Annotated in this window: 25 protein-coding genes; 1 reads left to right on the forward strand and 24 read right to left on the reverse strand. The window is 64.3% G+C overall.

What is annotated here, in order from left to right:
* Positions 1-33 precede the first annotated feature (33 nt).
* Positions 34-2,169 (forward strand): NAD-dependent DNA ligase LigA, encoded by a 2,136-nt coding sequence (gene ligA, locus Q1V78_RS01205; RefSeq protein ID WP_300610742.1) that lies wholly within the window; start codon positions 34-36, stop codon positions 2,167-2,169.
* Here the strand turns inward: ligA and Q1V78_RS01210 are convergent.
* The 24 genes from Q1V78_RS01210 to atpB all read right to left on the reverse strand — a co-directional run bounded on the left by Q1V78_RS01210 (position 2,166) and on the right by atpB (position 24,931).
* On the reverse strand, positions 2,166-3,224 hold the full coding sequence (locus Q1V78_RS01210) for a hypothetical protein (RefSeq protein ID WP_300610744.1): 1,059 nt from the start codon (positions 3,222-3,224) through the stop codon (positions 2,166-2,168). The two genes, ligA and Q1V78_RS01210, sit on opposite strands and share 4 nt — an antisense overlap.
* Positions 3,221-4,441 (reverse strand): tRNA 2-thiouridine(34) synthase MnmA, encoded by a 1,221-nt coding sequence (gene mnmA / locus Q1V78_RS01215; RefSeq protein WP_300610747.1) that lies wholly within the window; start codon positions 4,439-4,441, stop codon positions 3,221-3,223. The genes Q1V78_RS01210 and mnmA overlap by 4 nt, the downstream gene beginning before the upstream one ends.
* Before the next feature lie 61 nt (positions 4,442-4,502).
* Positions 4,503-5,690, reverse strand: coding sequence for a cysteine desulfurase family protein (locus Q1V78_RS01220; protein WP_300610749.1), 1,188 nt, complete (start codon positions 5,688-5,690; stop codon positions 4,503-4,505).
* 30 nt (positions 5,691-5,720) lie between these two features.
* A complete protein-coding gene (locus Q1V78_RS01225; protein WP_300610751.1) occupies positions 5,721-7,100 on the reverse strand; it encodes a CitMHS family transporter in 1,380 nt (459 codons plus the stop codon).
* A 135-nt stretch (positions 7,101-7,235) separates the two neighbouring features.
* On the reverse strand, positions 7,236-7,694 hold the full coding sequence (locus Q1V78_RS01230) for a hypothetical protein (RefSeq protein WP_300610753.1): 459 nt from the start codon (positions 7,692-7,694) through the stop codon (positions 7,236-7,238).
* 54 nt (positions 7,695-7,748) lie between these two features.
* Positions 7,749-8,033, reverse strand: coding sequence for a hypothetical protein (locus Q1V78_RS01235; RefSeq protein ID WP_300610755.1), 285 nt, complete (start codon positions 8,031-8,033; stop codon positions 7,749-7,751).
* Between the two features lie 25 nt (positions 8,034-8,058).
* Positions 8,059-9,015 carry a VWA domain-containing protein gene (locus Q1V78_RS01240; RefSeq protein WP_300610759.1) on the reverse strand — a complete coding sequence of 319 codons (957 nt, stop codon included), beginning with the start codon at positions 9,013-9,015 and terminating at the stop codon, positions 8,059-8,061.
* Positions 9,016-9,213: 198 nt separating this feature from the next.
* Positions 9,214-10,164 (reverse strand): electron transfer flavoprotein subunit alpha/FixB family protein, encoded by a 951-nt coding sequence (locus tag Q1V78_RS01245; protein ID WP_300610761.1) that lies wholly within the window; start codon positions 10,162-10,164, stop codon positions 9,214-9,216.
* 62 nt (positions 10,165-10,226) lie between these two features.
* A complete protein-coding gene (locus Q1V78_RS01250) occupies positions 10,227-11,015 on the reverse strand; it encodes an electron transfer flavoprotein subunit beta/FixA family protein (RefSeq protein WP_148820430.1) in 789 nt (262 codons plus the stop codon).
* Between the two features lie 190 nt (positions 11,016-11,205).
* Positions 11,206-12,477: a hypothetical protein gene (locus tag Q1V78_RS01255; protein ID WP_300610765.1), complete on the reverse strand. Its 1,272-nt coding sequence runs from the start codon at positions 12,475-12,477 to the stop codon at positions 11,206-11,208.
* Between the two features lie 7 nt (positions 12,478-12,484).
* Entirely contained in the window at positions 12,485-13,399 is a 915-nt protein-coding gene (locus Q1V78_RS01260) for an NUDIX hydrolase (RefSeq protein ID WP_070759299.1), read from the reverse strand.
* 50 nt (positions 13,400-13,449) lie between these two features.
* Positions 13,450-14,310: an ABC transporter ATP-binding protein gene (locus Q1V78_RS01265; RefSeq protein WP_070759297.1), complete on the reverse strand. Its 861-nt coding sequence runs from the start codon at positions 14,308-14,310 to the stop codon at positions 13,450-13,452.
* 67 nt (positions 14,311-14,377) lie between these two features.
* Positions 14,378-15,415 carry a tetratricopeptide repeat protein gene (locus tag Q1V78_RS01270; protein ID WP_300610769.1) on the reverse strand — a complete coding sequence of 346 codons (1,038 nt, stop codon included), beginning with the start codon at positions 15,413-15,415 and terminating at the stop codon, positions 14,378-14,380.
* A gap of 89 nt (positions 15,416-15,504) precedes the next feature.
* The gene (gene nucS / locus Q1V78_RS01275; RefSeq protein WP_300610771.1) at positions 15,505-16,245 is read right to left on the reverse strand and encodes an endonuclease NucS; all 741 of its coding nucleotides are present in this window, start codon (positions 16,243-16,245) and stop codon (positions 15,505-15,507) included.
* A 35-nt stretch (positions 16,246-16,280) separates the two neighbouring features.
* A complete protein-coding gene (locus tag Q1V78_RS01280; protein WP_300610773.1) occupies positions 16,281-16,856 on the reverse strand; it encodes an ABC transporter substrate-binding protein in 576 nt (191 codons plus the stop codon).
* 140 nt (positions 16,857-16,996) lie between these two features.
* Positions 16,997-17,428, reverse strand: a complete 432-nt coding sequence (locus tag Q1V78_RS01285) for a DUF2550 domain-containing protein (protein WP_300610775.1) — start codon at positions 17,426-17,428, stop codon at positions 16,997-16,999.
* A gap of 253 nt (positions 17,429-17,681) precedes the next feature.
* The gene (locus Q1V78_RS01290) at positions 17,682-18,056 is read right to left on the reverse strand and encodes a F0F1 ATP synthase subunit epsilon (protein WP_300610777.1); all 375 of its coding nucleotides are present in this window, start codon (positions 18,054-18,056) and stop codon (positions 17,682-17,684) included.
* An 11-nt stretch (positions 18,057-18,067) separates the two neighbouring features.
* Positions 18,068-19,516 carry a F0F1 ATP synthase subunit beta gene (gene atpD, locus Q1V78_RS01295; RefSeq protein ID WP_300610779.1) on the reverse strand — a complete coding sequence of 483 codons (1,449 nt, stop codon included), beginning with the start codon at positions 19,514-19,516 and terminating at the stop codon, positions 18,068-18,070.
* Between the two features lie 2 nt (positions 19,517-19,518).
* The gene (locus Q1V78_RS01300; protein ID WP_300610781.1) at positions 19,519-20,496 is read right to left on the reverse strand and encodes a F0F1 ATP synthase subunit gamma; all 978 of its coding nucleotides are present in this window, start codon (positions 20,494-20,496) and stop codon (positions 19,519-19,521) included.
* A 64-nt stretch (positions 20,497-20,560) separates the two neighbouring features.
* Positions 20,561-22,198 carry a F0F1 ATP synthase subunit alpha gene (gene atpA, locus Q1V78_RS01305; RefSeq protein WP_300610839.1) on the reverse strand — a complete coding sequence of 546 codons (1,638 nt, stop codon included), beginning with the start codon at positions 22,196-22,198 and terminating at the stop codon, positions 20,561-20,563.
* A gap of 57 nt (positions 22,199-22,255) precedes the next feature.
* Positions 22,256-23,074, reverse strand: a complete 819-nt coding sequence (locus Q1V78_RS01310; protein ID WP_300610783.1) for a F0F1 ATP synthase subunit delta — start codon at positions 23,072-23,074, stop codon at positions 22,256-22,258.
* A gap of 5 nt (positions 23,075-23,079) precedes the next feature.
* Positions 23,080-23,640 (reverse strand): F0F1 ATP synthase subunit B, encoded by a 561-nt coding sequence (locus Q1V78_RS01315; protein WP_012359963.1) that lies wholly within the window; start codon positions 23,638-23,640, stop codon positions 23,080-23,082.
* 147 nt (positions 23,641-23,787) lie between these two features.
* Entirely contained in the window at positions 23,788-24,030 is a 243-nt protein-coding gene (locus Q1V78_RS01320) for an ATP synthase F0 subunit C (protein WP_012359962.1), read from the reverse strand.
* A gap of 100 nt (positions 24,031-24,130) precedes the next feature.
* The gene (atpB, locus tag Q1V78_RS01325; protein ID WP_012359961.1) at positions 24,131-24,931 is read right to left on the reverse strand and encodes a F0F1 ATP synthase subunit A; all 801 of its coding nucleotides are present in this window, start codon (positions 24,929-24,931) and stop codon (positions 24,131-24,133) included.
* Positions 24,932-25,164: the final 233 nt, after the last annotated feature.

Genomic DNA, 25,164 nt, shown 5'->3' on the forward strand with positions numbered 1-25,164 from the left:
GGCCAGAGCGGGTCCTCGATAGACTTGGATCCCGTGAACACTCAATACGATTCCGATTCCTCGCCCGCCGCCAATCCCGCGACCTCCGATCCTGCGCTTGCGGAGCTGAGCCAGCAGTGGCAGTCCCTCGCGGACCAGGTCAGGCACCACCGCGAGGTCTACTACTACGGCAGTCCGGAGATCTCCGACGCCGAGTTCGACGCCCTGCTCACCCGCCTTCAGGAGTTCGAGAACTCCCACCCCGAGGCGGTGACAGGCCCCAGCCCCACCACCGAGGTCGCCCCGGCCCCTCCGGAGTCCAGCCCGTTTCGCAACGTGGACCACCAGGAGCCGATGCTCTCGCTCGATAACGTCTTCGACACCGAGCAGCTGAGCTCCTGGCTGGAACGCACCCCGGCCAAGACCTACCTCACCGAGCTGAAGATCGACGGCGCGTCGATCAACCTGCTCTACCGTAACGGCGTCCTGGACCTCGCTCTCACCCGCGGCGACGGCACGACCGGCGAGGACATCACCCACAACGCCCGCACCCTCTCCGATATTCCGGCGCGCCTGCAACCTTCCGAGGACTTCCCGGTCCCGGAGCTCGTGGAGATCCGCGGCGAGGTGTTCATCCGCGTCGAGGACTTCGCGAAGATGAACGCCCAACGCCAGGCGGAGGGGCTGAAAATGTTTGCGAATCCGCGCAATGCCGCTGCCGGAGCGATGCGCCAGAAAGACCCGGCGGAGACCGCGCGCCGCCCGCTGCGCCTGATCTGTCACGGCATCGGCGCCCGCGAGGGCTTCACCCCGGCCTCCCAGCACGCGGCCTACGAGGCGCTGGTGGCCTGGGGTCTGCCGGTGAGCCCGTATACCAAGCAGGTGCACAGCGCCAAGGAGGTCCTGGAGCAGGTCGCCTACTGGGCGGACCACCGCCACGATGCGGACCACGAGATGGACGGCCTCGTCATCAAGGTCGACGACACAGAGTCCCAGCAGCGGCACGGAACAACCAGCCGCGCCCCGCGCTGGGCGATCGCCTATAAGTATCCGCCGGAGGAGGCCCGCACCCGGCTGCACGACATCCGCTTAGGGATCGGCCGCACCGGCCGGGCGACCCCGTATGCGGTGATGGAGCCGAAGTACGTCGCGGGTTCCACCGTGACCATGGCGACCCTGCACAACCCTTCCGAGGCCCACCGCAAGGGCGTGCGCCTGGGCGATGAGATCATGATCCGCAAGGCCGGGGAGGTCATCCCGGAGGTGCTCGGCCCGGTGGAGGACGCCCGGAGTGGTGCGGAGCGCGAGTTCCTCTTCAGCAGCCTGTGCCCGGAGTGCGGCACTCCCCTGGCCCCGGCCCGAGGAGACGATGCGGACTGGCGCTGCCCCAATACCCGCTACTGCCCCGGCCAGCTGCACACCCGCCTGACCTACATCGCCGGCCGCGGGGCCTTCGACATCGATGCTCTGGGTGAGAAGGCCGCCTATGACCTCATCCATTCCGGCGTGCTGCCCGACGAGACGGGGCTGTTCTCGCTGACGGAGGAGGATCTGCGCCGCACGGACGCGTATACGACGAAGTCCGGCGCGCTGAATAAGCAGGGCGAGACGCTGTTGACGACGCTCGCGGCGGCCAAGGAGGTCGACCTGTGGCGCGTCATCGTCGCCCTGTCCATCCGGCACGTCGGACCGACCGCGGCGAAGGCCCTGGCCAATCACTACGGTTCCATTCCGGACGTCGCCGCCGCCGATGTGGAGACGATGTCCACCGTCGACGGGGTGGGGCCCATCATCGCAGAATCCGTCCGCGACTGGTTTGCGGTCTCCTGGCATAAAGAGATCGTCGACGCCTGGGCGGCCGCTGGGGTGCGGATGGAGCAGGACGTCACCGAGCAGCCTTCTGCCGACGCGGCCGGGACTATTCAGGCCGACCTGCTGGCCGGGTTGAGCATCGTTGTCACGGGCACGCTGGAGGACTTCGACCGCAGCAGCGCGAAGGAGGCCATCGAGTCCCGCGGCGGGAAGGCGACCGGCAGCGTGTCCAAGAAGACGGATTATCTGGTCGCCGGGGCCAAGGCCGGCTCGAAGCTCACGAAGGCCGAGGAGCTGGGCATCCCGGTGCTCGACGAAGCCGGGTTCCACAAGCTGCTGAGCGAGGGGCCGGGCGAGGACAGCGAGGGTGGAGCTTAGCCCGCAGCGAGGTTGCGTGCGGCAATCCGCACGGTCGCCGACCACGTGGCAGCCACCGCGGGGCTCACAGCGAGATTGTCCAGCCCCGGGGTGATCGCGCAGAGGTCAACCTGCTGGACTAGCCGCTCCGCGGGGAAGCTCCACTGCTGCCACAGGCGCTGGACGGCACCCGCGTACGTGGCGGCACTGTCCTCGATCGCCGCGGCCCCCTGCGGCTCTGCGGGGCGCGGCACGCAGACGCCAATCCCCTGCCCTGCCCCGACGCTGGATCCAATGGCGTCCTTGAGCTCGGAGGTGGACTGCTCGCCAAAGAGGAGCTCGGAGGCAACGCCGATGCGGGCGAAGCCCACCTGCGGGATGGCCCGGAAGAGCTCGGGCGGGCACTCGTGCAGCACGGTTCCCACGCCCGCGGACAACTGGCCGAGCAGCCGCTGCCACACGCCCAGGATGTGCTCGGGATCCACCGGGGCCAGCCGGTCCCACCGCGTGGCCCCGGCCAGCCCGGCCAATAGTTGCGGCACGGCGGGCTCGTGGAGTCCGATGAACACCTCCGAGCCGGTCGCGCTGGCCAGCCATTCGGCGGTCTCCGCCAACCCCGCTCCCAGCGTAAGGGCGATATCCCGGAAGGCTGGGCGGTCGGCCACGATGGGGTGACCCGCCAGCTCCACGGTGGCGCCAAAGCTCCAGGGCCCGGCGGCGTTCAGCATGATCCGTGGGGCGCGCCTTTCGGCGAGCACCTCGGGCACCAAGTCTCGGAGCTCCGAGAGATAGGACCGGGTTTGGCGACCGATCAGGCTGGCCCCGTGGCTAATCTCCCAGCCCCGCGGGTTCGCGGCGAGGTTGAGCTGTGCGAAACCGGCGGTCAGGGCGGTGACGTCCAGCGCGACGTCCTTGACACCGGGCTCGCCTGCAGGCTGGATGCGGGGCAGGGAGATCCCGCCCGGCGCGCCCGTATCCTCATCCACATCGACGCCCCGGAGAAGCGCGGCCTCCAGGGCACTGTTCTGATCCGGGTGGGTCGTGGCGAAGGATTCCCACCAGCCGAGACGTGTCATCGCTGGGCGTCCTCACCCTGTTCGATGGCGTCGGCGTCCACCGCGCCGACGGTGCCGGGTGCGGGCTGCTCCTCAATCGGAGCACCCAGGGGCGTCGTCGCACGGATGGTGCCGGAACCCAGCAGAATGTCGCCAGCCTCGTCGGGGCGGTAGGCCACGGCGGCCTGGCCGCGGGCCACGCCCTCCAGGGGCTGCAGCAGCTCCAGCTCCAGGCGCCACGGCAGCTCGTCGGCCTCCTTCACGCGCCCCGCCGGGGTGACCGGGGCTGGGTCGTCAACCAACCGGGCGCGGGCGGGAACCACCCCGCCGTGGGCGCGCACCTGCACCTCGCAGTCGAATTCGCGGCCGTGCACTTCCGGATCGAGCCGCTTGAGGCGGTCGGCGATGATCCCGCCGACCCGCAGGTCCTCCCGGGTGCCGACGGTCACAGTGCCCGTGTGGGCGTCGATATCCGTGACATAGCGTGGGCGGCCGTCCAGGGTTTCGCGCGGCAGACCAAGGCCCTTGCGCTGACCAACGGTGAAGCCGTACACCCCGTCGTGCTCCGCCACGGTCTCCCCGCCGGTGTCCTGCACCAGGCCGGGGCGCAGGCCGATCTTCGAGCCCAGAAATGCCTGAGTTCGGCCATCCGGGATGAAGCAGATGTCGTGGCTATCCGGCTTATTGGCGACCCCGAAGCCGGCGTCGGCAGCCTCCTCGCGGATCTCGGGCTTGACCGTGTCCCCGACCGGGAACATGCAGTGCGCCAGCTGTTCGTCGGTCAGCACGCCGAGGACATAAGACTGGTCCTTGTCCGCGTCCACTCCCCGGCGCAGCACGCCGTCGTGGAGCTGCGCGTAGTGGCCGGTGACCACGGCGTCGAAGCCCAGCGCGATGGAGCGATCCAGCAGGGCTTCGAACTTGATCTTTTCGTTGCAGCGCAGGCACGGGTTCGGGGTCTCGCCGATGGCGTAGGAGTCCACGAAATTATCGATCACGTCGGCCTTGAAGCGGTCGGAGAAGTCCCAGACGTAGAAGGGGATGCCGAGCTTGTCTGCCACCCGGCGGGCATCCGCGGAGTCCTCCAGGGAGCAGCAGCCGCGGGAGCCGGCGCGCACGGCCTCCGGGGATTGGGACAGCGCCAGGTGCACGCCGATAACCTCGTGGCCTGCTTCGAGTGCCCGGGCGGCCGCGACCGCCGAATCCACACCACCGCTCATTGCTGCTACTACTCGCATGGGTGGCACCCTACTCGGGTTTGGCAGGCTTAGGCCATTTACGGCGACCGACCACAGGCGCTTAGGCCATTCCCGCTGCTCGAGCCTGCTCGGCGACCCGCGGCAGCAGTTCGGCGATGCGTTCAGCGTCCGCCAGCGTGGTCTCCGCGCCGAAGGTCAGCCGCAGGGCACCTCGGGCGACCTCCACGTCCACCCCCATCGCGGCGAGCACGTGGCTGGCGCGGTTCACCCCGGCCGCGCACGCCGAGCCCGTGGAGGCATCCACCCCCGCTGCGTCCAGCAGCATGATGAGGCTATCCCCCTCCGCGCCGGGGATGCTCAGGTGCAGGTGGCTGGGCAACGAGGGTTCGTGGGTCCACACTTCTACCCCCTCGATGCCACGTACGGCCTCCAGCACCCGCTCGCGGATGGTCCGTAGCCGCTCGTTCTCCGCAGCCATATCCCGATGTGCCGCCGCCAGTGCCGCCGCGGTGCCCACCGCCCCGTGGACGTTGACGGTTCCGGAGCGCAGCCCTCGTTCCTGGTTCCCACCCTTCAGTGGCGAGAGGATCTTCGCATCCCGGCGCGCGAGCAGCAGCCCGGTCGAACGCGGCCCACCGAACTTGTGCGCGCTCGCCGCAAGCGTCGCGACTCCCAGCCCGTGAAAGTCGATCGGTACCCGCCCCACTGCCTGCACCGCATCCACGTGCATGGGTATGGCCTTGTCCGCCGCAATTCTGGCAAGCTCAGCAACCGGCTGGATGTTCCCGGTCTCGTTATTCGCCCACATGCAGGTAATCAGCGCGGTGTTCTCCGGGCCCGCGTTTTTTAGGACGCCGATCTCCTCGGCCGCTTCAAGATCGACGACCCCGTGTTCGTCCACGGGCAGCTCGACCCGGCGGTACCCCAGGTCAAGCGGACCGCTGCACAGCCAGTCGATGGATTCCCCCACCGCCGGGTGTTCGATGCCGGGGGCGATGATGTCGCCGGCAGTCGGGTGCAACTTCCGGGAGCCGAAGGCCAGCCCCTGCACGGCGATATTATCGGCCTCCGTGCCCGAGGCGGTGAAGATCACCTCCACGGGGTCAGCACCGAGAAGCTCTGCGGTCTGCTCGCGAGCCTCCTCCAGCATCCGCCGAGCATCCCGGCCGGTGCGGTACTGGCCGGCCGGGTTGAGCGCGGATTCCGCCTCCCACATCGCCTCGGCCGCCTCCGGGCGCAACGGGCTGGAGGCGGCGTGATCGGCGTAGATGCGGGGCTGGCTCGTCATGATTTCTAGTGTGGCATAGCCCCTGGGAGGCTAGGCGAACATCCCCATGCCCCAGGAGATGGCGACCAGGATGATCGAGAATCCCCACACCAGCGGCAGCGCACGCTTGAGGTAGTGGCCCATCTGCCCCTCCGCCAGGCCGAGCGCCAACCACAGCGCCGGCGAGAACGGGGAGACGAAAGTGCCGATGACGTTACCCACGATGAGCGCTGCGGCAGCCCCCATGCCGCTCACCCCGAAGTTCGCAGCAGTCTCCTGAACGATGGGCAGCACCGAGAAGTAGTAAGCGTCAGTGGACGTGAGCAGGTCCAGCGGGACGCCGAGGAAGGCGACGATGATGTGCAGGTACTGCCCCACTCCCTCAGGCATGATCGCGATGAGCTGCAGAGCGATCTCCTCGAGCATGCCGCTGCCGTTGAGCACTCCCAGGAACATGGAGGCAGCGATGATCACGCCCGCCATGGAGAGCGCATTCGGTGCGTGCCGGTTGAGCACCCCAGTCTGGGCTTCCTTGTTCTGGCAGTTAACCAGCATGGCCACGGTGGTGGCGATGAGGAAGGCGGGGGCCGGCGGCAGCAGGCCCGCCAGCAGCACGACGAGCACCGCGAGGATTAGCAGGATGTTGATCACCGTCACCGCCCTGCCGGAGCGGAAGGACAGGCCGATCTCCGCCTGCTGCTGGCGCTGGTTCTCCGCGAACTCGGCGGCCATCTTTTCGACGTCAATGTTGGCCGGGCCTGCGACCTCCTCCCCGGCACCAACCTTCTGCGCGCTGCGCTTGCGGGCCCGGCGCAGCTCGAGGACGCCGAGGACCGCGGCCACCGCAAACACGCCGAGCAGTGCAATGCCCTGGGCCGGCAGCAGGTGAGTCCAGATATCGTGCGGGTCCTGTGCGATGACCGAGCTTGCGCGCCCCACCGGGCCTGCCCACGGCACCATGTTCATCACCGACGCTGCCAGCGCGACGATCATCAGCAGGGTGTAGCGGCTCATACGCATCGCCTTATACAGCGGGAGCAACGCGGGGATCGTCAGCAGGAAGGTCGTCGAGCCCGAGCCATCGAGGTGGGCGACCACGCCAATGGCTGCGGTTCCCAGGGTGATGAAAACGGGATTACCCCTGGTGGCCTTGACCAGCGCTCGAATCACCGGCGTAAACAGCCCGACGTCCTGCATGATCCCGAAGAAGATGATCGCGAAGATGAACATCACGACCACGCTCATGACGGATTTCAATCCGTCACTGAAGAAGTCCGAGAGCTCCTCGAAGCTATACCCCAGGATGAGCGCGCCGATCGCCGGGATGAGGGCCATGGGCACGATCGGGCTCACCTTGCCGCGAATCAGAACCGCGACGGTGAGAAAGATGATGGCGAGCCCAGCGATGGTGAGCCCGAGGGCTGACTGCATGCCCAAAGTCCTTTCCAGTGAGGGGTGGCGCACCTTCGGCGCGCCTATGCCGTGCGTTGCAATGTGACAGAGACCCCAAACTGGATCACAATCATCGAGCTCACTAGGGTTCGTGCGCTCGATGTGAAGTGTTAGCTAGGACTTCTTCCTCCCCGTCACCGCCAGCACGACGGCGGCCAGCAGGGCGATGATCCCGACCGCGGCCGCTCCGATCATGGGCCAGTTCAGCCCCGAGCCTTCCTGCTCGGCGGCCACATTCTTGGCATCGGCGTCGGCAGCGCCTTCATCCTGCTCTTCGTCCAGATCCTTGTCGAGGGAGGCAAACTCCGGCGCCCCCTCGCCAGCCTTGCCCAGGATCTCCACGGTCATCGTGCCCTTGGCCTCCCCCTGCTTATCGGCCGTGTCCTCCCGATTGCCTCCGGAGACGATGATGTAGTAGCGACCCGGCACCGAGTTCTCGTTCGGGTAAATCTCGCCGCTGTTCTTGTAGCGGATCGGGTAAGTCCGGGCCTGGAGGCTGATGCTCTTGGAACTACCGAAGTCCGAGCTATCAGTGTCGTTGACAAGAGCGTTGCTCCCGAAGGGAGAAAGCACCCTCGTGCTCCATGCCATGAAGCGCTTCTGCACCGTTTCCAGGTCGGTCTGCACCTATACGCGCTGCCCCCAGTCCAGATCCACGGCGAATACCTGGCTTTCGCCCACGGTCACCGCGATGTTGTGGGCACCAGGCTCGATCACCTTGGCGTTCCCGAAGGAGTCACCGCCGTAGGACGTACCTTCCGGCGCCTTTGCTGCCTCCATTTCCTCCCACTCGGGTGCCTTGGCGGCTTCTGGCAGCTCGTCGAGGTTTTGGACCGCGCCGCGCTCCTCCAGGTGGATCCGCACCGGAAGCTCGCCTTCGCCCTTGACCTCCGTGGTGACTTTCAGCAGCAAGTTTTCGGCGTCTTCGCACTTCCAGCTAGATAGGTTGGTAGCCAGTAGTCCCTCGGGGCCTCTGCTGTGCCCATAGTCGGATTCTAGGGCGCATTTTTTCGCTGGCGGGATCGACCAGTTCGACGGTGATCGAGCCGTGCTGCTCGTCAGTTTCCGCCAGGCTCATCGCCGCACCTGCCCAGATCACGGAATCCTTGGCCTGCTTCGGGACGCGGTACCAACGCGTCTCGTCGAAACCGAACTCGTCCAGGTAGGTTCCCGGGGTCCTGTCGGGGGCCTCTAACCGGGAGTCCCCGCCGGTGATCGGGTCACCGTCCAGTCGGAAGGCCTGACCCGTGCGCATCGCAGCTTCTTCGATGGCCGTCTTGATCTCATCGGCGTTATCCGCCGAGTAGTACTTTCCGTTGCCCTTCTTCGCGATGCACTGCAGCTGATTACGCGCCTTGCCGTCCACGTTCATACCCACCACGTTGATGGTCACGTTGATGCCCTGCTTCTCCAGTTCATCGACGACGTCGCAGGGGTCCGGGACGCAGGTTTCCTCGCCGTCGAAGACCAGGACGATGGTGTTTTCTTCATCCTCCCCTGGCTTGCCGATGTCTTTGCCGGCTTCCTTTAGGGCATAAGAAATCGGGGTCCAGCAGGCTGGGCTGTACCCCTTGATGGCCTTCGAAAGGTCGTCGCGATTTCCCATCGCAATCGGGACCACCAGCTCGGAATCACGGCAGGATTCTTCGCTCCCCTTGTTCTTGTCATTCGCGCCGTACACCCGCAAACCCAGCTCGGTCTCCTCCGGTGTTGAATCGACCAGGGAGTTCAAGGCGTCCGTGGCTGCATCAATCCGGGTTTTCCCGCCATCAATCTTCTCCGCCATCGACCCAGAAGAGTCCATGACCAGGTGTACTCGCTGCTTCTTTGGCTTGTCGATATCGGCGTTGGCTGCCCCAACGGGAACCGCCACAGCGAGGATCGTCCCCACCACAAACGCCAGAATGGCCCCAACTGAACGTCGTGCCCACATCTTAAAAAGTCCCCTCCACTCGAAGTGGTATTTGCTGTTCCCCAAAGCTCTTAGGCACGCTATGGACGGATATAAAAAAGCCGGTGCTCCGCCATAACGGGAAACACCGGCTTTTTATTTTTTAGCTGCGTTCAGGGCAGCTGATTGGATTCGGGAACCTTAACGGTTCTTGATCTCCTCGGTTGCCTGCGGGGCAACGTCGAAGAGGTCACCAACGATACCGAAGTCAGCGATCTCGAAGATCGATGCCTCGTCATCCTTGTTGACCGCAACGATGGTCTTGGAGGTCTGCATACCAGCCTTGTGCTGGATAGCACCGGAAATACCCAGTGCGATGTACAGGTTCGGGGACACGGTAACACCGGTCTGGCCGACCTGGAACTTGCCCGGGTAGTAGTCCGCGTCGACTGCGGCACGGGATGCACCAACGGCACCGCCGAGCGCGTCGGCCAGCGGCTCGACAACGTCGGTGAAGCCCTCGGAGCCGCCCACGCCACGGCCACCGGAGACGACGATCTTCGCCTCAGCCAGGTCCGGACGGTCGCCGGCCTCAGCCGGAGCGAAGCTGGTGATCTTCACAGCGGTCGGGCCAGCGCCCGGCAGCTCGACTGCCTGGATCTCACCGGCAGCGTCCTGCGGCTCCGGATCGATGGAGCCGGCCTGCCAGGTGAAGACCGGGGCCACGCCCGCGGCAGCGGAGTCGACGATGTACTCGCCACCGAAGACCGGCTTCTTGGCGTTGCGCTCGGCGTCGATCTCGGTGATGCCGTAGACCGCACCGGAGCCCACGCGAGCGGACACGCGGCCAGCAACCTCGTTGCCGGTAGCGGACGCAGAGACGAGGACCGGAACCTGCAGGTGAGCGGCGAGCCCGGAGAGGGCGTCGACGGACGGGGTGATGAGCAGGGAGTCAGCCTCGTCGGACTCAGCGGCGTAGATGGTCTCCGCGCCAGCAGCGGCCAGCTCGGACTTCAGGCCCTCAGCGGTGCCCGGCTTACCAACAACGACGGCGCCGACCTGGCCGAATACGCGACCAGCGGTGATGAGCTCGCGAGTGGAGTTCTGCAGCTCACCTTCAACGTGATCAACCAGTACCAATACGTTGGTCATGGATTTTCCTCTTTCCTAATGTGGCAGGGAATGTCGGGTTATGAAACGTGAAAAGCGGTGAGCTAGATCAGCTTTTCCTTGGCGAGGAACTCGACGAGCTTCTTGCCGCCGTCGCCCTCATCGGTGATCTTCTCACCGGCAGACTTCGGTGGCTTCGGCGTGACGCCAGCGACCGAAGAGGTTGCGTTGCCACCGCCGACGTTCGCCGGATCGACGCCGATGTCGGAGAGGCTGAGCTCCTTGATCTCCTTCTTCTTCGCGGCCATGATGCCCTTGAAGACGGCGAAGCGCGGGGTGTTGGCCTTCTCCGTGACGGAGACGATGGCCGGGGTCGGCGCCTCGAGGCCGAAGATGCCCTCCTCGGTGACGCGCTTACCGGTGACGGTGCCACCCTCGACAGCCAGCTCCTCCATGTGGGTCAGAGCTGGGATCTGGCGGTACTCGGCCAGCAGGCCCGGGATAGCGCCCGCGACACCGTCGGTGGAAGCGTTACCAGCGATGATGAGCTCAATGTCCTCGATCTGGTTGAGCGCGTTGCTCAGCGTCCAGGCGGTGCCCAGGACGTCGGAGCCCTCGAGGGCCTCGTCGGTGACCAGGATTGCCTCGTCGCAGCCCAGGGACAGTGCCTTGCGCAGCGCCTCGGTCGCGCGGGTCGGACCCACGGAGAGCACGATGACGTTGCGGGAGGAGTCTGCTTCCTTCAGCTGGAGTGCAGCCTCGACAGCGTTCTCGTTGATCTCATCGAGAACAGCGTCGGCGCTGTCACGGTCCAGACGGAAGTCGTCCTCACGGAGCTTGCGCTCGGAGTACGTGTCCGGCACCTGCTTAACCAGAACAACGATGTTCGACATGCGTTGGCCTTTCGTGATTGTGTGTTGGTTTCCAATTCAGCTTAGCTTGAAAAACGTGAGTTTCGCCACAACACATTAATATTTTTCTAGAACCACCCCACCGCGCGGGCTGGGCGTGTCACCGTCCGTTCTACCCAACCGGAATGCCCCGCGCCTGAGCTTTGCGTCAACCCGCAGCGAATTCGCAGTATTAGTGCTTTTCGGGGGCCACCGCGCGGCAGATATAGGCCACCACACCGCTGCTCAACCCACCCCCGCGCTGCTTTGTGTTCCGCTCCCCCAGCCGTGCAATGACGACAGTGGCCTCGCCCTTGCCTTTGAGCTTCAGCTTCGCGCGCAGCTGATCCGGATTGATGTCCGCCCCGCGCACGAGGATTTCCAGCTTGCCGACCCTTCGTTGCTGCAAGGCCTTGCGCAGCTGCTTGACCGGCACGGTATCCAGCACCTCGAAGGCCCGCATGCCCGTCGGGACATGGTCACCCGTGACATAGGCCAGGTTCGGGTCCACCAGCCACAGCCCCTCCCGGGCCGCGAAGTGGCGCACGAGCCCGGCGCGAATGATCGCTGCATCCGGTTCCATGATGTACCGGCCAGGCTGCCCCGCGCGTGCTGCGACGTCGTCTTCTGCTAGCTCCGGCTCCCAGCTGGCCAGGATGTCCACGCTTTCCCCCTGGTCACTGGTGCTGATCACCACGGCCCGGCGCGCCAGCCCCTCACCATCCCGGGCTTCCGGGGAGACCAGCCCGGAGGTCAAGGCACAAGCCTCTTTGGCCTGGCCATCCACGCTGATGACGTCCGCCTGGCCGGCCCAGTCCTCGAGCTCTGCGAAGTCCACGCCCGGGGCGAGTTTCACCATCAACTCGTGTCCGGGATAGGCCCCAACCAGGTCACTCACCGGGGGCTGCATGTCCTCGAGCCGGTGAATCCGCCCCGAGGAGTTGCGCCGAGCCGGGTCCGCAAGGATCACCGGCTCCTCCCCCGGTGTTCCTTCCCAGGGCTCGAGGGCATCGGCCACCCGCACCTCGACGCCCGGGCAGTTCTTGCGAGCCATCGCCACCCGAACCTGGTCAATGTCGGAGCCGCTGCACGTCAGCCCGGCATCCTTAAGCGCCACAAGCTCGGTCCCCACCGAGCAGGTGACGTCGCGCGCCACCGCCACCCCCAGTGCCGCGAGGTGCCGAGCACGGAAGCGCGCCACGGCCAGCGGGGTGGACTGCTGGGCAGCATCCTTATCGGTCCACCACCCGGCGACGAGTTCGGCAGAGAGCTTCGTCGCCGCTATCCGGCGGGCCTCCACCAACTCGGCCACCGCACGGGCATTGTCGCCCCAGGCTTTGCGCAGGGCTGCCGTATCGGAAACCACGCTGCGCTGGCTGAGCTCAAGCTCGCCGGCCTGCGCGATGGCGGTGCCGGCGTCGGGAGAGGACTGGAGCCACTGAAGCTCCTCAAGGCTAAAAGACAACCGCGACCTACTGCAGGTAGGAGCCCGGACGGTGCTCGAATGGGTGCTCCGGCAGGTCCGCCGGGTCAACCGCGAACTTCATTCCCGGGGCGAAGACGCGCTTCGGGCGGCCGTACATTTTGGACTCCATGAGGTAGTACTCCGCCATGTACGGTTCATCGATCGGCTCGTCGAGAACGGGGTCGACCGAGAGCCCCGACGAGAAGTCCATGACCTCGTCGACCGTGCGGAAGGTGCTCAGCAGCTTCAGCTGCGCCCACGTCGGAGGCATCAGGCTGATCTTCCGGGAACGCCACCCATCCAGCAGCGTCGACGGGCGGAACCAGCCCGTGGACGTGGCCTCGCGCGTGTCCCCGGTCGTATCCTGCCCCTCCGGCAGACGGGCGACGAAAAATGCCGTGTCGTAGCGGATCGGCTGCCCCTCCGGGGTCACCCAGTTCGCCCAGGGGCGCAGCAGGTCCGCCCGCAGGATCAGCTTGTGCCGGTCCATGAACGTAGAAAACGGGAGCAGGTGATTCTCCAGCTCCTGGCGCTCGTGCTGAAAGCGCGTGGTGTCGGCGACGATATCTCCGTCCTCGTTGGAGGCCAGGAGCGTGCCCGCTTCCTCGAAGGTCTCGCGCACCGCGGCGCACACCAGGGCGCGGGCAATCGCGGGGTCCTTGCGCAGGCGATGGGCCCACCAGCGAACGTCCGGGCCGGACCAGCGCACATCGGGCGAGTCCACCCCGTCGCCGTCGACGTCACCGGGCATATCGCGAGCATCCACCCCACCGCCCGGGAAGACAGTCATCTCCGCGCAGAACGCCATGGTTGACGCGCGCTCCTGCACGTAGACCTCCGGGCCGGATAGCGTGTCACGCAGCAGAATGACCGTGGAGGCATGCCGTGGCTCTACCGGACCCAACTGCTCTGCAAATCCCATCTCGAGCCGGACCTCGCTTTCAACCTAAATCGGTACTTAAAAGACTCTATCTAATCCCGCGCCCGGTGGGCTCCACCGCGACGAAGGCGGCGGGCGAACCAGCGGCCGTCCTCCTGTTTAACCTCGATGGGCTGGTGATAGGCCTTGGTGAGGTTCTCGCTGGTCATGATGTCGGTCAGCAGGCCCTGGGCGACGATGTGGCCCTCGTCCAGCAGCATCCCGTGGGTGAATCCCGGCGGGATCTCCTCCACGTGGTGGGTGACCAGCACGGTCGCCGGGGAGTCCGGGTCCATCGCGATCTGGCTAAGCAACTCGATCAGGTCCTCGCGGCCACCGAGATCCAGTCCGGCGCCCGGCTCATCGAGCAGCAAAAGCTCCGGGTCGGTCATCAGGGCACGCGCGATGAGCGTGCGCTTGCGCTCTCCCTCAGAGAGCGTGCCCCACGTGCGGTCGGCCAGGTGGTAGGCGCCCACGACCTCGAGGGTGTTGACGGCCTGCTCGTAGTCCATCTCGTCGTAGGCCTCCCGCCACCGTCCCATGACGTCGTAGCCCGCGGAGATGACGATGTCCGAGACCACCTCGTCGTCAGGGATGCGGTGAGCCAGGGCGGAGGAGGACATTCCGACGGCGGTGCGGATGTCGCGGACGTCGGAGGAGCCCAACCGCTCACCGATGATGTCCACGGTGCCGGTCGTCGGGAAAAGCTGCGCGCTGGCCAGGCGCATCAGGGAAGTCTTCCCCGCCCCATTGGGCCCCATGATGACCCAGCGCTCGTCGAGCTCGACCTGCCAGTCCAGCTCGTGCAGGATCTCGTTGCCGCCCCGGCGCAGCGACACACCGCGCATGTCCAGGATCAGGTCCTCCGGCGCCGCCGGCTGGGTTTCCGGGGTGGAAATAACATTGCGTTGCATGGTGGTTCTCGCTACCTCAGGGGCTCGTGGGATCGGATCGGGTTACTCCGGGCTAACAGACGCGGTGTTAGAACAGGGCGCTGGCCATGTTCGTGCGGGCCGCGATGACCTCCGGGTCGGCTGCGTCATAAAGCTCGAAGAGCTGCAGCAGCTGCTGCTTCGCGCGGTCCTTCTCCTCGCCCGCGGTGTGGCGCATCGCGTTGACGAGCACTTCGAAGCCCTGGGCCTTCTCGCCGCGCAGGGCGAGCAGCTCGGCGGCGGCCGTCGCGGCGTCGACGTCGCCCGGTTCTGCCGCGACCTTCTCCAGCGCTTGTTCCCCCGCCGCCGGATCTCCGGCGCGTTCCGCGAGGATGGCATTGGCGCGTGCGGCCCGTGCGGTCGCCGCGATCTCGGGGTCGGTGTTCGGGTCGGCCAGGATCGCGTCGTAGGCGGCGATCGCTTCCTGGGTCTTCCCCTGCTCGATGAGGGCTGCGGCCTCGTCGAGGCGGGAGTCCTGCTCCTCGGCGGCGGCGCCCGAATCCGCAGGCAGGCCCGGCAGCTTGCCGTCGACGGCCTGAATCACCGACTCCAGCCACTGCTCGACCTGTTCCTGTGGCTGGGCGCCCTGGAAGGACGTCGCCGGGCGGCCAGCCACCAGGGCGAGCACCGTGGGCACGCCGCGTACCCCGAGCGCCTGAGCCATCTCCGGCACGGCATCGGCGTCGATGTAGCGGAAGACCCACTTCAGCTGCTCCTGAGGCACGTCCGGCATCTCCACCAGGCGGGCGAAGAAGTTCTTCAGCTCCGCGCTGGCCTCGGAGCGGGCACTACCCACCAGGAGGACCACCGGGACCTGGGTGGAGCGGACCACCAGGTCCTGCTCGAAGGACTCCGGGGTCACGTCCGCCGAGCGGGCGACGTAGTCCACGCTCACTCCAGCTTCCGCTGCTTGCTGTGCGTGCCTCTCGCGCTGCACGGCCTGCTGCTTCACCGTCCCCAGGTCAATCGCCCGCGAGACAAAACGCTGCGGCGCCTGCGGCTGCTGCGGGGAGGATGCTTGCGCCTGCGGGGCGGTTCCCTTTGGTTGAGAGGGCTGCTGGGAGGAAGGATCGTGCGGAACAGTCATGCCCTCCATAGTAACGGCTTCCGACCGCGGGGTGACCGCGCCCAATCCCCGAGCCGACTGGGGCGCTTCGACCCCATGAGCACCGGGGCTTAGAACAGCCGAAACTCCGAATCATCGGTGCCACGCATCGCCGCATAGTCCAAGGTCACGCAACGGATTCCGCGGTCCTCGGCCAGGGTTCGGGCCTGGGGCTTGATCTCCTGGGCGGCGAAGACACCGGTCACCGGGGCAAGCAGCTCGTCACGGTTGAGCAGCTCGACGTAACGAGTCAGCTGCTCGACTCCGTCGATGTTCCCGCGGCGCTTAATCTCCACCGCGACGGTCGCCCCCGTCGCATCCTTGGTGAGGATGTCCACCGGCCCGATGGGGGTCGGGTATTCGCGGCGCACCAGGGAGTAGCCCTCCCCCAAGATCTCGATCTGCTCGGCCAGCAGCTCCTGGAGATGGGCCTCCACACCGTCCTTCTGCAGCCCCGGGTCCTCACCGAGGTCGAAGTTCTGGTCGGAGTGCACCGCAAAGAGTTGAATGCGCAGTTGCTCGCCCTTGGGGTTCTCCACGACCCACAGGGCCTCGACGTCTTCGTCTTCCAACTCGGGGAGCGTGAGGAAAGCCTCCTCATCATCATTGGCCTCTGCGAGCACCTCTGCGCGGCGGTATTCCGTCGTCGTGCAGGGTGGGGTCATCCAGTTCAGGGGCTTATAGGCCCGGTCATCCGCATGGATGGAGACCGCGCCGTCCGCCTTCACCATGATCAGGCGATCGGCGCGTGGCAGATGAGCTTCCAGTCGACCGACGTAGTCGACAGCACACGTGGCGATGATGAGACGCATTTTTCTAACGCTACCCCACGGCAGACCGCGGCGGGCTATTCGTAGGGCGTCGCAGTCCGCACGCCGTGGTGCGGATACAGGCGGCGATCGCAGAGCCTGTCCAGCAGCTCCTCGCTGTGGGAGATCACGATCAGGCCATCCAGCATGCTGGTGATCTCAGCGGCGATGACGTACTTAGCGCGGGTGTCGAAGGCTCGGGCGATGCCGAAGCGCTGGAGCTGGCCGCCCATGGAGGAGTTGGCTGGGCGGCCACAGCCGTCAAGGGTCACGTCCACGAGCGCCTCACTGTCGATGCCCAGGGTCAGTGCCTGGCGGATAGCGTTATCGGCAGTGACATTGTTACCGACCTCGACCTCCTCGCCATTCGTCTTACCCTTCATTACGGACGGCGCGGTGGGCGTCTTCACATCCATCGCCTCGACAGTCTGCCGCGGGACATCCTTCATACCTTTGATGTCCTGGTTCGAGTTTCCAGGGAATACAGCGAGGACGTCAACGTCACCGGGCTTAGCTGCTTGGAAGGAGTGGTCCTCCTCCGAGAACGTGAAATCGGATTTCGGCTCAAAGGTCGACTGCTTGCCATCCTCGGACTCCTCAAAGGACTTAACCAAGTGCCCCCTCGAGTTCGGCGCCATCCGTGAACTTCAGCAAGGCGCTGTGCCGTAGGCGGTGCTGGTCAGGCCCGTTTCCATCGCCAACGCGAAAACCCCGCCCGGGTAACCCCGGTCGGGGTGGAAAACAACCAGAATCTTTAGGAAAACCGCGTGGTGCGCACCCGGCGCTCTGAGGGCGCGGACTCGAGCCAGGAGACGAAGGCGTTGTCCCCCTGCTCGTCGATGGCGATCTCATACTCCTCGCCACGATGGGAAATCTTCACCACGTGGCAGTAGCCCTCGATGAAGGGGCGCTCCTTGTCCACGATCTCCCGGCGGGACACCACGGTGGTTCCCAACCGGGTCAACACCAGGTCCGACCCGGGCCGCAGGCTGCGCAACTTGTACAGCCGGGTCGAGGTCCTCGAATAAACCAAAACCCCGTGCCGCCAGTGCCTTGCCTCCTCGGCGGGAAGCGCACGCAGCAGCACGGGGTACCCCTCGCTCCGCAGGTAGAAGAAGCGCCACAGGATGACGCCAACGAGCAGCAGAAGAAGAACAATTCCCAAAAGCACAAGAATCGTGGTCAACGTTTCCGCCTCTTCACCGTCGCATCACCCCGCCAGCCCGGCGGGCAGGAAAACCAGGAGTGTTTCAAGGCTGCAATACCTTAATCAAAATCTAGCCCCATGCCTGGATATTAACAATTCCCACCCACCAGCGGGCGGCATTCCGTACTCAGCGTGAGAGACGGGCAGCTTTAGTGGGAAAAGCACAAAGGCCACTCCGCGCGGGTCACCCCACGCGACGTGGCCTTGGCCGGTAGTTACCGAAAACTTCGGTCTATTTCTCCTTGGAACGCTTCACAGCGCGCAACTCGGACTCTGCGCGAGACTTCTCCTCCTCGGAGGATGCCTCACGCACCCGAGCCTCAGCATCAGCCTGGTCGACCTCGTCGGCCCACACAGCGCTATCAGCGAGAACGGTGATCTTCTCGGAGGACACGGACAGGAACCCGCCCTGTACCGCGGCCACCAGCTTCTCACCCTCAGTGGTCCGGATGATCACGACGCCATTCTCGACCAGCTGGCCGAGCAGTGGCTCGTGACCTGGAAGCACGCCGATCTCGCCCTCGGTGGTCTCCGCGATGACGGCCGTTGCGGTGCCAGACCACAACGCCTTCTCCACAGCCACCAATTCAGCGGCAATCTCAGCCATGTGTGCTCCTCTTACTTGTCCGTGAGCTTCTTGTAGGCAGCCTCGACGTCTTCCAGACCACCCAGGCCGTTGAAGGCCTGCTCTGGGTAAGCGTCGAACTCGCCATCACAGATGCGCTCGAAGGCGTCGATGGTCTCCTCCAGTGGGACGAAGGAGCCCGGGATGCCCGTGAACTTCTCTGCGACGAAGAAGTTCTGGCCCAGGAAGCGCTCGATACGACGAGCACGCTGGACGGTAATCTTGTCCTCCTCAGACAGCTCGTCCATACCGAGGATGGCGATGATGTCCTGGAGCTCCTTGTTCTTCTGCAGGATGTTGATCACGCGCTGCGCAACCTCGTAGTGCTTCTCGCCGACGATGCCCGGCTCGAGGATACGAGAGGTGGAGGTCAGCGGGTTCACTGCCGGGTAAATACCCTTGGAAGCGATCGCACGGTCCAGCTCGGTGGTTGCGTCGAGGTGGGCGAAGGTCGTCGCCGGTGCCGGGTCGGTGTAGTCATCGGCCGGCACGTAGACAGCCTGCAGGGAGGTAATGGACTTACCCTTCGTGGAGGTAATGCGCTCCTGCAGGACACCCATCTCGTCGGCCAGGGTCGGCTGGTAACCCACTGCAGACGGCATGCGGCCGAGCAGCGTGGAGACCTCAGAACCTGCCTGGGTGAAACGGAAGATGTTGTCGATGAACAGCAGCACGTCCTGGCCCTGAACATCGCGGAAGTACTCCGCCATGGTCAGACCGGACAGAGCCACGCGCATACGAACTCCCGGCGGCTCATCCATCTGACCGAACACCAGCGCGGTGTCCTGGAGCACGCCCATCTCCTCCATCTCGAGGAAGAGGTCCGTACCCTCACGGGTACGCTCACCGACGCCGGCGAACACAGAGGTACCGGAGAACTCGCGGGCGATACGGGTAATCATCTCCTGAATCAGGACGGTCTTACCCACACCTGCACCACCGAAGAGGCCAATCTTGCCGCCCTTGACGTAAGGGGTCAGCAGGTCGATGACCTTAACGCCGGTCTCCAGGATCTCGGTCTTACCCTCGAGCTCGTCGAATGCCGGTGGCTCGCGGTGGATGCCCCACTGCTCGCCGTCGCGGCCGAGACCTGGCTCGTCCAGGCAGTCGCCCAGGGCGTTGAAGACGTGGCCCTTGACGACGTCGCCGACTGGAACGGAGATCGGCTTACCGGTGTCCTTGACCTCGGCGCCACGGATCAGACCGTCGGTCGGGGCCATGGAGACGGTGCGCACCAGGTTGTCACCCAGGTGCTGTGCGACCTCCAGGGTAATGGTCTTCGCAACTGCCTCGAGGTCAACCTCGACGTGCAGTGCGTTGAATAGTGCTGGCTGCTGCCCACGCGGGAACTCCACGTCGACAACCGGGCCGATCACTCGAACGACGCGGCCGGCAGCAGTCGGTGCAGCGGAGTTCTGCTGCTCCTGAATTGCTGTAGTCATTATTAGTCACTCTCTCCGCTATCGCCGAGCGCAGACGCGCCACCGACGATCTCTGTGATTTCCTGGGTAATCTGCGCCTGGCGAGCCTGGTTTGCGATACGAGACAGGTTCTCCACCAGCTCGCTCGCGTTGTCCGTCGCCGCACTCATAGCGGTACGACGCGCGGCCGACTCGGAGGCTGCTGCTTCGAGCAGCGCGGCGAAGATGCCGCGGGATACGTACTGCGGAAGCAGGTTCGCGAGAAGCGTGTCTGCGTCCGGTTCGAAATCCACCTCAGGAGAGATTTCGTCTGAGGCGTCCGACACCATGTCGGATCCCAGCTCCATCTTCTCCTCTTCGACGACAGTCTTGATTGGCAATAGGCGGTGTGCCTTTGGCACCTGGGAAAGCATCGAGTGGAACTCGGTGTAAACCATGTGGACTTCGTCGAAGCCCGGCACCTGGTCGCCCTCGGCGTTGACGCCGTCGACGACGTCGACCGTGCCCTCCGAACCGGCGAGGAAGCCGCCGATCAGGTGGTTACGCAGGTTCGCGGTTTCGGCGTACACCGGGTCCTGAGAGTGCCCGGTCCACGCTCCACTGATGTTTTCGTTGCGGAAGTTGTAGTAGGTCACGCCCTTGTTGCCAAGGATGTACAGGACAACTTCCTTGCCCTCGTCCTCAAGCAGCTTGCGGAGCTCCGCAGTGGTCTTGAAGACGTTGTTGTTGTAGCCACCGCACATGCCACGGTCACTCGAAACCACGAGGATGGCTGCGCGCTTCGGATCCTTCGGCTCCCGGATCATCTTGTGATCCAGGGAGCTGGCGGAAGCCAGACGCTCGATCACCTTGGTGATCTCGTGAGCGTAAGGCTGCGAAGCGTCGACGCGAGCCTGAGCCTTCGTGATCCTCGAGGTGGCGATAAGCTCCTGGGCCTTGGTGATCTTCTTGGTCGAGTTCACGGACTTGATACGTGACCTGAGTTCGCGAAGATTAGCCATGCGCTACCGCCTCCCTTCTTGTCCGTAGTTAGTCATGGTGCTTTGTCGATCCCTTTCCGCGGCCTTAAACGGTCTTGCGGGTAACGGTGATCTTGGACCGGTTATCTTCGTCCTGCTCCATGGCGCGAGCCTCCGGCTCCCGGATGATCGGGGTGCCGTCGGTGGTCTGGAAACCACGCTTGAACTCGCTGGTGGACTGCTTCAGCTGCGCCTGGGACTCCTCGGTGAACGGGGTGCCGCCAGCGATCTGGTCGAAGACGCCAGATGCGTTGGAGCGCAGGTGCTCAATCAGCTCAGCCTCGAAGCGACGGACGTCCTCGACTGGGACGTCGTCGAACTCGCCCTCGCCGGCCAGCCAGATGGAGATCATCTGGTGCTCGACGGACTGCGGTGCGTGCTCGGTCTGCTTCAGCAGCTCGACGAGGCGCTCACCGCGCTCCAGCTGAGCCTTGGAAGCGTCGTCCAGGTCGGATGCGAAGGCAGAGAATGCCTCCAGGTCGCGGTATGCGGCCAGGTCCAGACGCAGGTTACCGGACACCTTCTTCATGCCCTTGGTCTGTGCGTCACCACCGACACGAGAAACGGACACACCAACGTTAATTGCCGGGCGGACGCCCTGGTTGAACAGGTCAGACTCAAGGAAGACCTGACCGTCGGTAATGGAAATAACGTTGGTCGGAATGAAGGCAGACACGTCGTTTGCCTTCGTCTCGATGATCGGCAGTGCGGTCAGGGAGCCGCCACCCAGCTCGTCGTTCAGCTTTGCGGCACGCTCGAGAAGACGGGAGTGCAGGTAGAACACGTCACCTGGGTATGCCTCGCGGCCCGGCGGGCGGCGCAGCAGCAGGGAAATCGCGCGGTAGGCCTCAGCCTGCTTGGTCAGGTCATCGTAGATGACGAGGACGTGCTTGCCCTGGTACATCCAGTGCTGGCCCAGAGCTGCACCCGCGAACGGTGCGAGCCACTTGAAGCCTGCGGAGTCGGATGCCGGTGCGGCAACGATGGTGGTGTAGTCCAGCGCGCCGTGCTCTTCCAGGGTCTGGCGAATCGACGCAATGGTCGAACCCTTCTGACCAATCGCAACGTAGATGCAGCGCACCTGCTTCGATGGGTCGCCGGACTCCCAGTTGTCACGCTGGTTGAGGATGGTGTCGATGCAGACGGAGGTCTTACCCGTCTTACGGTCACCAATGATCAGCTGGCGCTGACCGCGGCCAATCGGCGTCATTGCGTCGATAGCCTTGATGCCGGTCTGCATCGGCTCGTTCACTGGCTGACGCATCAGGACGGAAGGAGCCTGCAGCTCAAGTGCGCGCTCCTCCGTGTCGGTGATGTCGCCAAGGCCGTCGATCGGCTCACCCAGTGGGTTGATAACGCGGCCGAGGAAGTTCTCCCCGACCGGAATGGAAAGGACTTCTCCGGTCCGCTTTACCTCGTCGCCCTCTTTAAGGGTCTCGTAGTTACCCAGGACCACGACGCCGACAGAGTCGGTGTCCAGGTTCTGAGCGACGCCAATGACGCCGCCTGGGAACTCGAGCAGCTCGTTAGCCATCACCGATGGCATGCCGCTCACGTTGGCAATGCCGTCGGCTGCCGTCGTGACCACGCCGACCTCCTCGCGGGAGGCCTCCGGGGAGTAGCTCGAGGTGTAGTTCGCAATCGCGCTACGGATCTCATCGGAGGAGATCGTCAGCTCCGCCATGTTTTTCCTGCTCTCGGTTTCGTGTTCCAGCAATTCGTGTTCTCGCTTGGTCGGTCGTTATGCGAGAGAACGACGCATACGCTCCAGCTTGCCAGCTGTGCTTCCGTCGATCACTTCGTCGCCGACCCGGACTACGGCACCGCCGAGGAGGCTGGAGTCAACCTCAGTGTGAACCGCAATCTTGCGACCATAAATCTTGTGCAACTTCTCGGAGAGGCTTGCCTTCTGCTCCTCGGACAGCGGGCCGGCGCTGGTAACGCGCGCGACCTCGAAGCCGTTGAGGGAAGCTGCCTCCTGGCACAGGTCATCCAGCAGGTCGACCGGCGCCTTGCGGGCGCGACCGACTGCCTGCAGGGCCAGAGCTTCAGTCACCGAGGAGACCTTGCCGTAGATAACCTTCGCGAGAAGGTCGCGACGGTCGTCCACAGCTGCTGCTCGATCGGAGAGCAGAAGCTCGAGCTCGGACTCGCGCTCGAGGATGCGGGCGAGGGAGAACAGCTCCCCCTCGACGCGCTCGAGCTGGCCCTGGGCCTCAGCCGAACGAAGCAGTGCTCGGCGGCCGAGACGCTCCAGGCCGGTCCGGAAGTCCTGCGAGTTTGACCAGTTTTGGGATACCGCAGCGGACACGATCTCTTCAGTAGAGGCCGTGACCTTGCCGGACAGCAGGGTCTTGACGAGTTCGACACGCTGTTCCGGGGTTGCAGCGGCGTCGACCATTGCGACGCGCAGGCTGCGCTCCTGATCCAGGACGTCGACGACATCGAAAAGCTCGGTGCCGGTCGTTGCTCCGTTGCCTACTGCGTTATCAGACTCCTTCAGACCCTGGTCCAAGGTCTTGATGAGTCGCTCAAATGCCTCGCGGCTCGCTGCGTGCATACCGATCACTTCCCAGCGGTGCCGACGTTGTCCAGCCCGGCGAGGAAGTTGTCGATGGTGCCCGAACGCTTGACGTCATCGTTCAGCTGCTCGCCCAGCAGGCGCTCAGCCAGGTTGATGGAGTTCTCCCCCATCTCCTTGCGAAGGTCAGCAACCACGGAAGCGCGGTTGGCCTCCAGCTGCTTGTTACCAGCCTCAACGATGCGGTTGGACTCCTCGGTTGCCTGCGTCTTCATGTCAGCGATGATCTTCTGCCCCTGGGAGCGAGCATCATCACGGATCTGAGCCGCTTCGGTGCGTGCCTCTGCGAGCTGCTTGTTGTACTTCTCGAGGGCTTCCTGAGCCTCGGCCTTGGCGGCCTCTGCACGCTGAATGCCACCCTCGATTTTGTCCTCACGCTGAGTCAGCACTTCCTGGAACTTCGGAAGGACAACCTTCGCGAAGACAAACAGGATGACGGCAAACGGGATAATGGACCAGACGATGTCATAAAGCGGTGGAATGAGCGGGTTAATCGGCTCTTCCAACGGCAGCGTCTCAGCTGCCAAGAAAAAGGTGTTCGTCATAGTCTCCAGCTTTCGCTTTAGTGCGTTGTTCTTGAAAGTCCTAAGTTTTTAAAACTTTTTCTCACGATCGGTGCCGGTTCGTTGGCTCCTCACGGGGAGGAGCCTGAGAGCCCGTGTAATCCCCGACCGCTTCTTGAGCGGACTGACTTAGAACAGGAAGCCGGCGACGAAACCAATCAGGGCCAGGGCCTCAGCGAACGCGATACCCAGGAACATGGTGGTGCGCAGCTGGCCAGCCATCTCCGGCTGACGTGCCATAGCCTCAGCGGTCTTACCTGCAACGTTACCCACACCGATTGCGGAACCGATTGCTGCGAGGCCGTAGCCGATGGTGCCGAAGCCCTCGAACTTGGTGACAGTGTCCTGAGCCAGGAAGAGGATGTCGTTCATTTGGTTTCCATTACCTTTCTGGTGACCGATCTTTCCGCTTGTTGCGGGTGGTTTGTGACGATCGGTTCAGTTGTTCAGATTTCAGAGTTACTAACCGGGGTTAGTGTGCGTCCGCGTGCAAGCTCAGCTCGATGTACACAGCCGTCAGCAGGGCGAAGATGTACGCCTGCAGGAAGACGATCATGAGCTCGAAGAGCGAGAATGCGATCGCGAAGACCATCGTGCCGCCAGCCACCAACGACCAGCCGTTCAGCTGCCAGAAGAAGAAGTTCGTGGCGCTGAAAAGCATGACGAGGATGATGTGACCGGCCAGCATGTTGGCCATAAGACGAATGGTCAGGGTTACCGGACGGAGGATAAAGGTCGAGAAGAATTCGATCGGTACAACAATGAAGTGGATGAAGGTCGGCAGGCCAGGAATGACCAGCGAGGACTTCATGTACTTACCGAACCCGTAACGCTTCACACCCGCGTAGATAAACACCACATATGCCACAAGCGCCAGTACCAGCGGGAGGCCGACACGGGCGCTTGGGGAGATGTTCAGGAACGGGATGAGGGTCGGCAGGTTCGCAGCCACGACAGTGAAGAAGATTGCCGCAATCACCGGCAGGAACCGGCGACCTTCCTTCTTGCCTAGAATTTCCTCCGCGATGTGGATCCGCACGAAGTCCAGAGCGATTTCGCCAACGTTCTGGATGCCGCGGGGAACCAGCTTCGGCTTGCGCATAGCGATCAGGAAGAAGATCACCACGATGGCGATCATCAGGATACGCACGAGCATGAGACGGTCGAGGGCGAAGATATCGCCCGCGAAACCGGTCAGCCACAGCTGATTTGGATCCACCTGCCCCGGGAAGAATTCGTGCTCCAATGAAGGGGGATGAAACTCACCCTTCATTGCCAAGGTTGTTACACTCAGCGTTCTCTCCCGTGATTGGGCCGCGTGAACTTTTAGAAAAGTTAGGCGGTGCGATGGAGGTCTATTTCTTGGTATTACCTCTCCCCCAGGACTCCGTCGCACGTCCATGAGGGTGGGTCGGTGCCGAATTACGCTGCCTTGGTGGCAAAACGCCCAGCAGCCCAGTTGGCCCGCTACGACTCTACCAGGAAACCCCCAAGAAACCATAAGCG

Origin of the sequence: Corynebacterium sp. (genome assembly GCF_030152825.1) — a bacterium.
In the GTDB taxonomy this organism is placed as follows: Bacteria; Actinomycetota; Actinomycetes; order Mycobacteriales; family Mycobacteriaceae; genus Corynebacterium.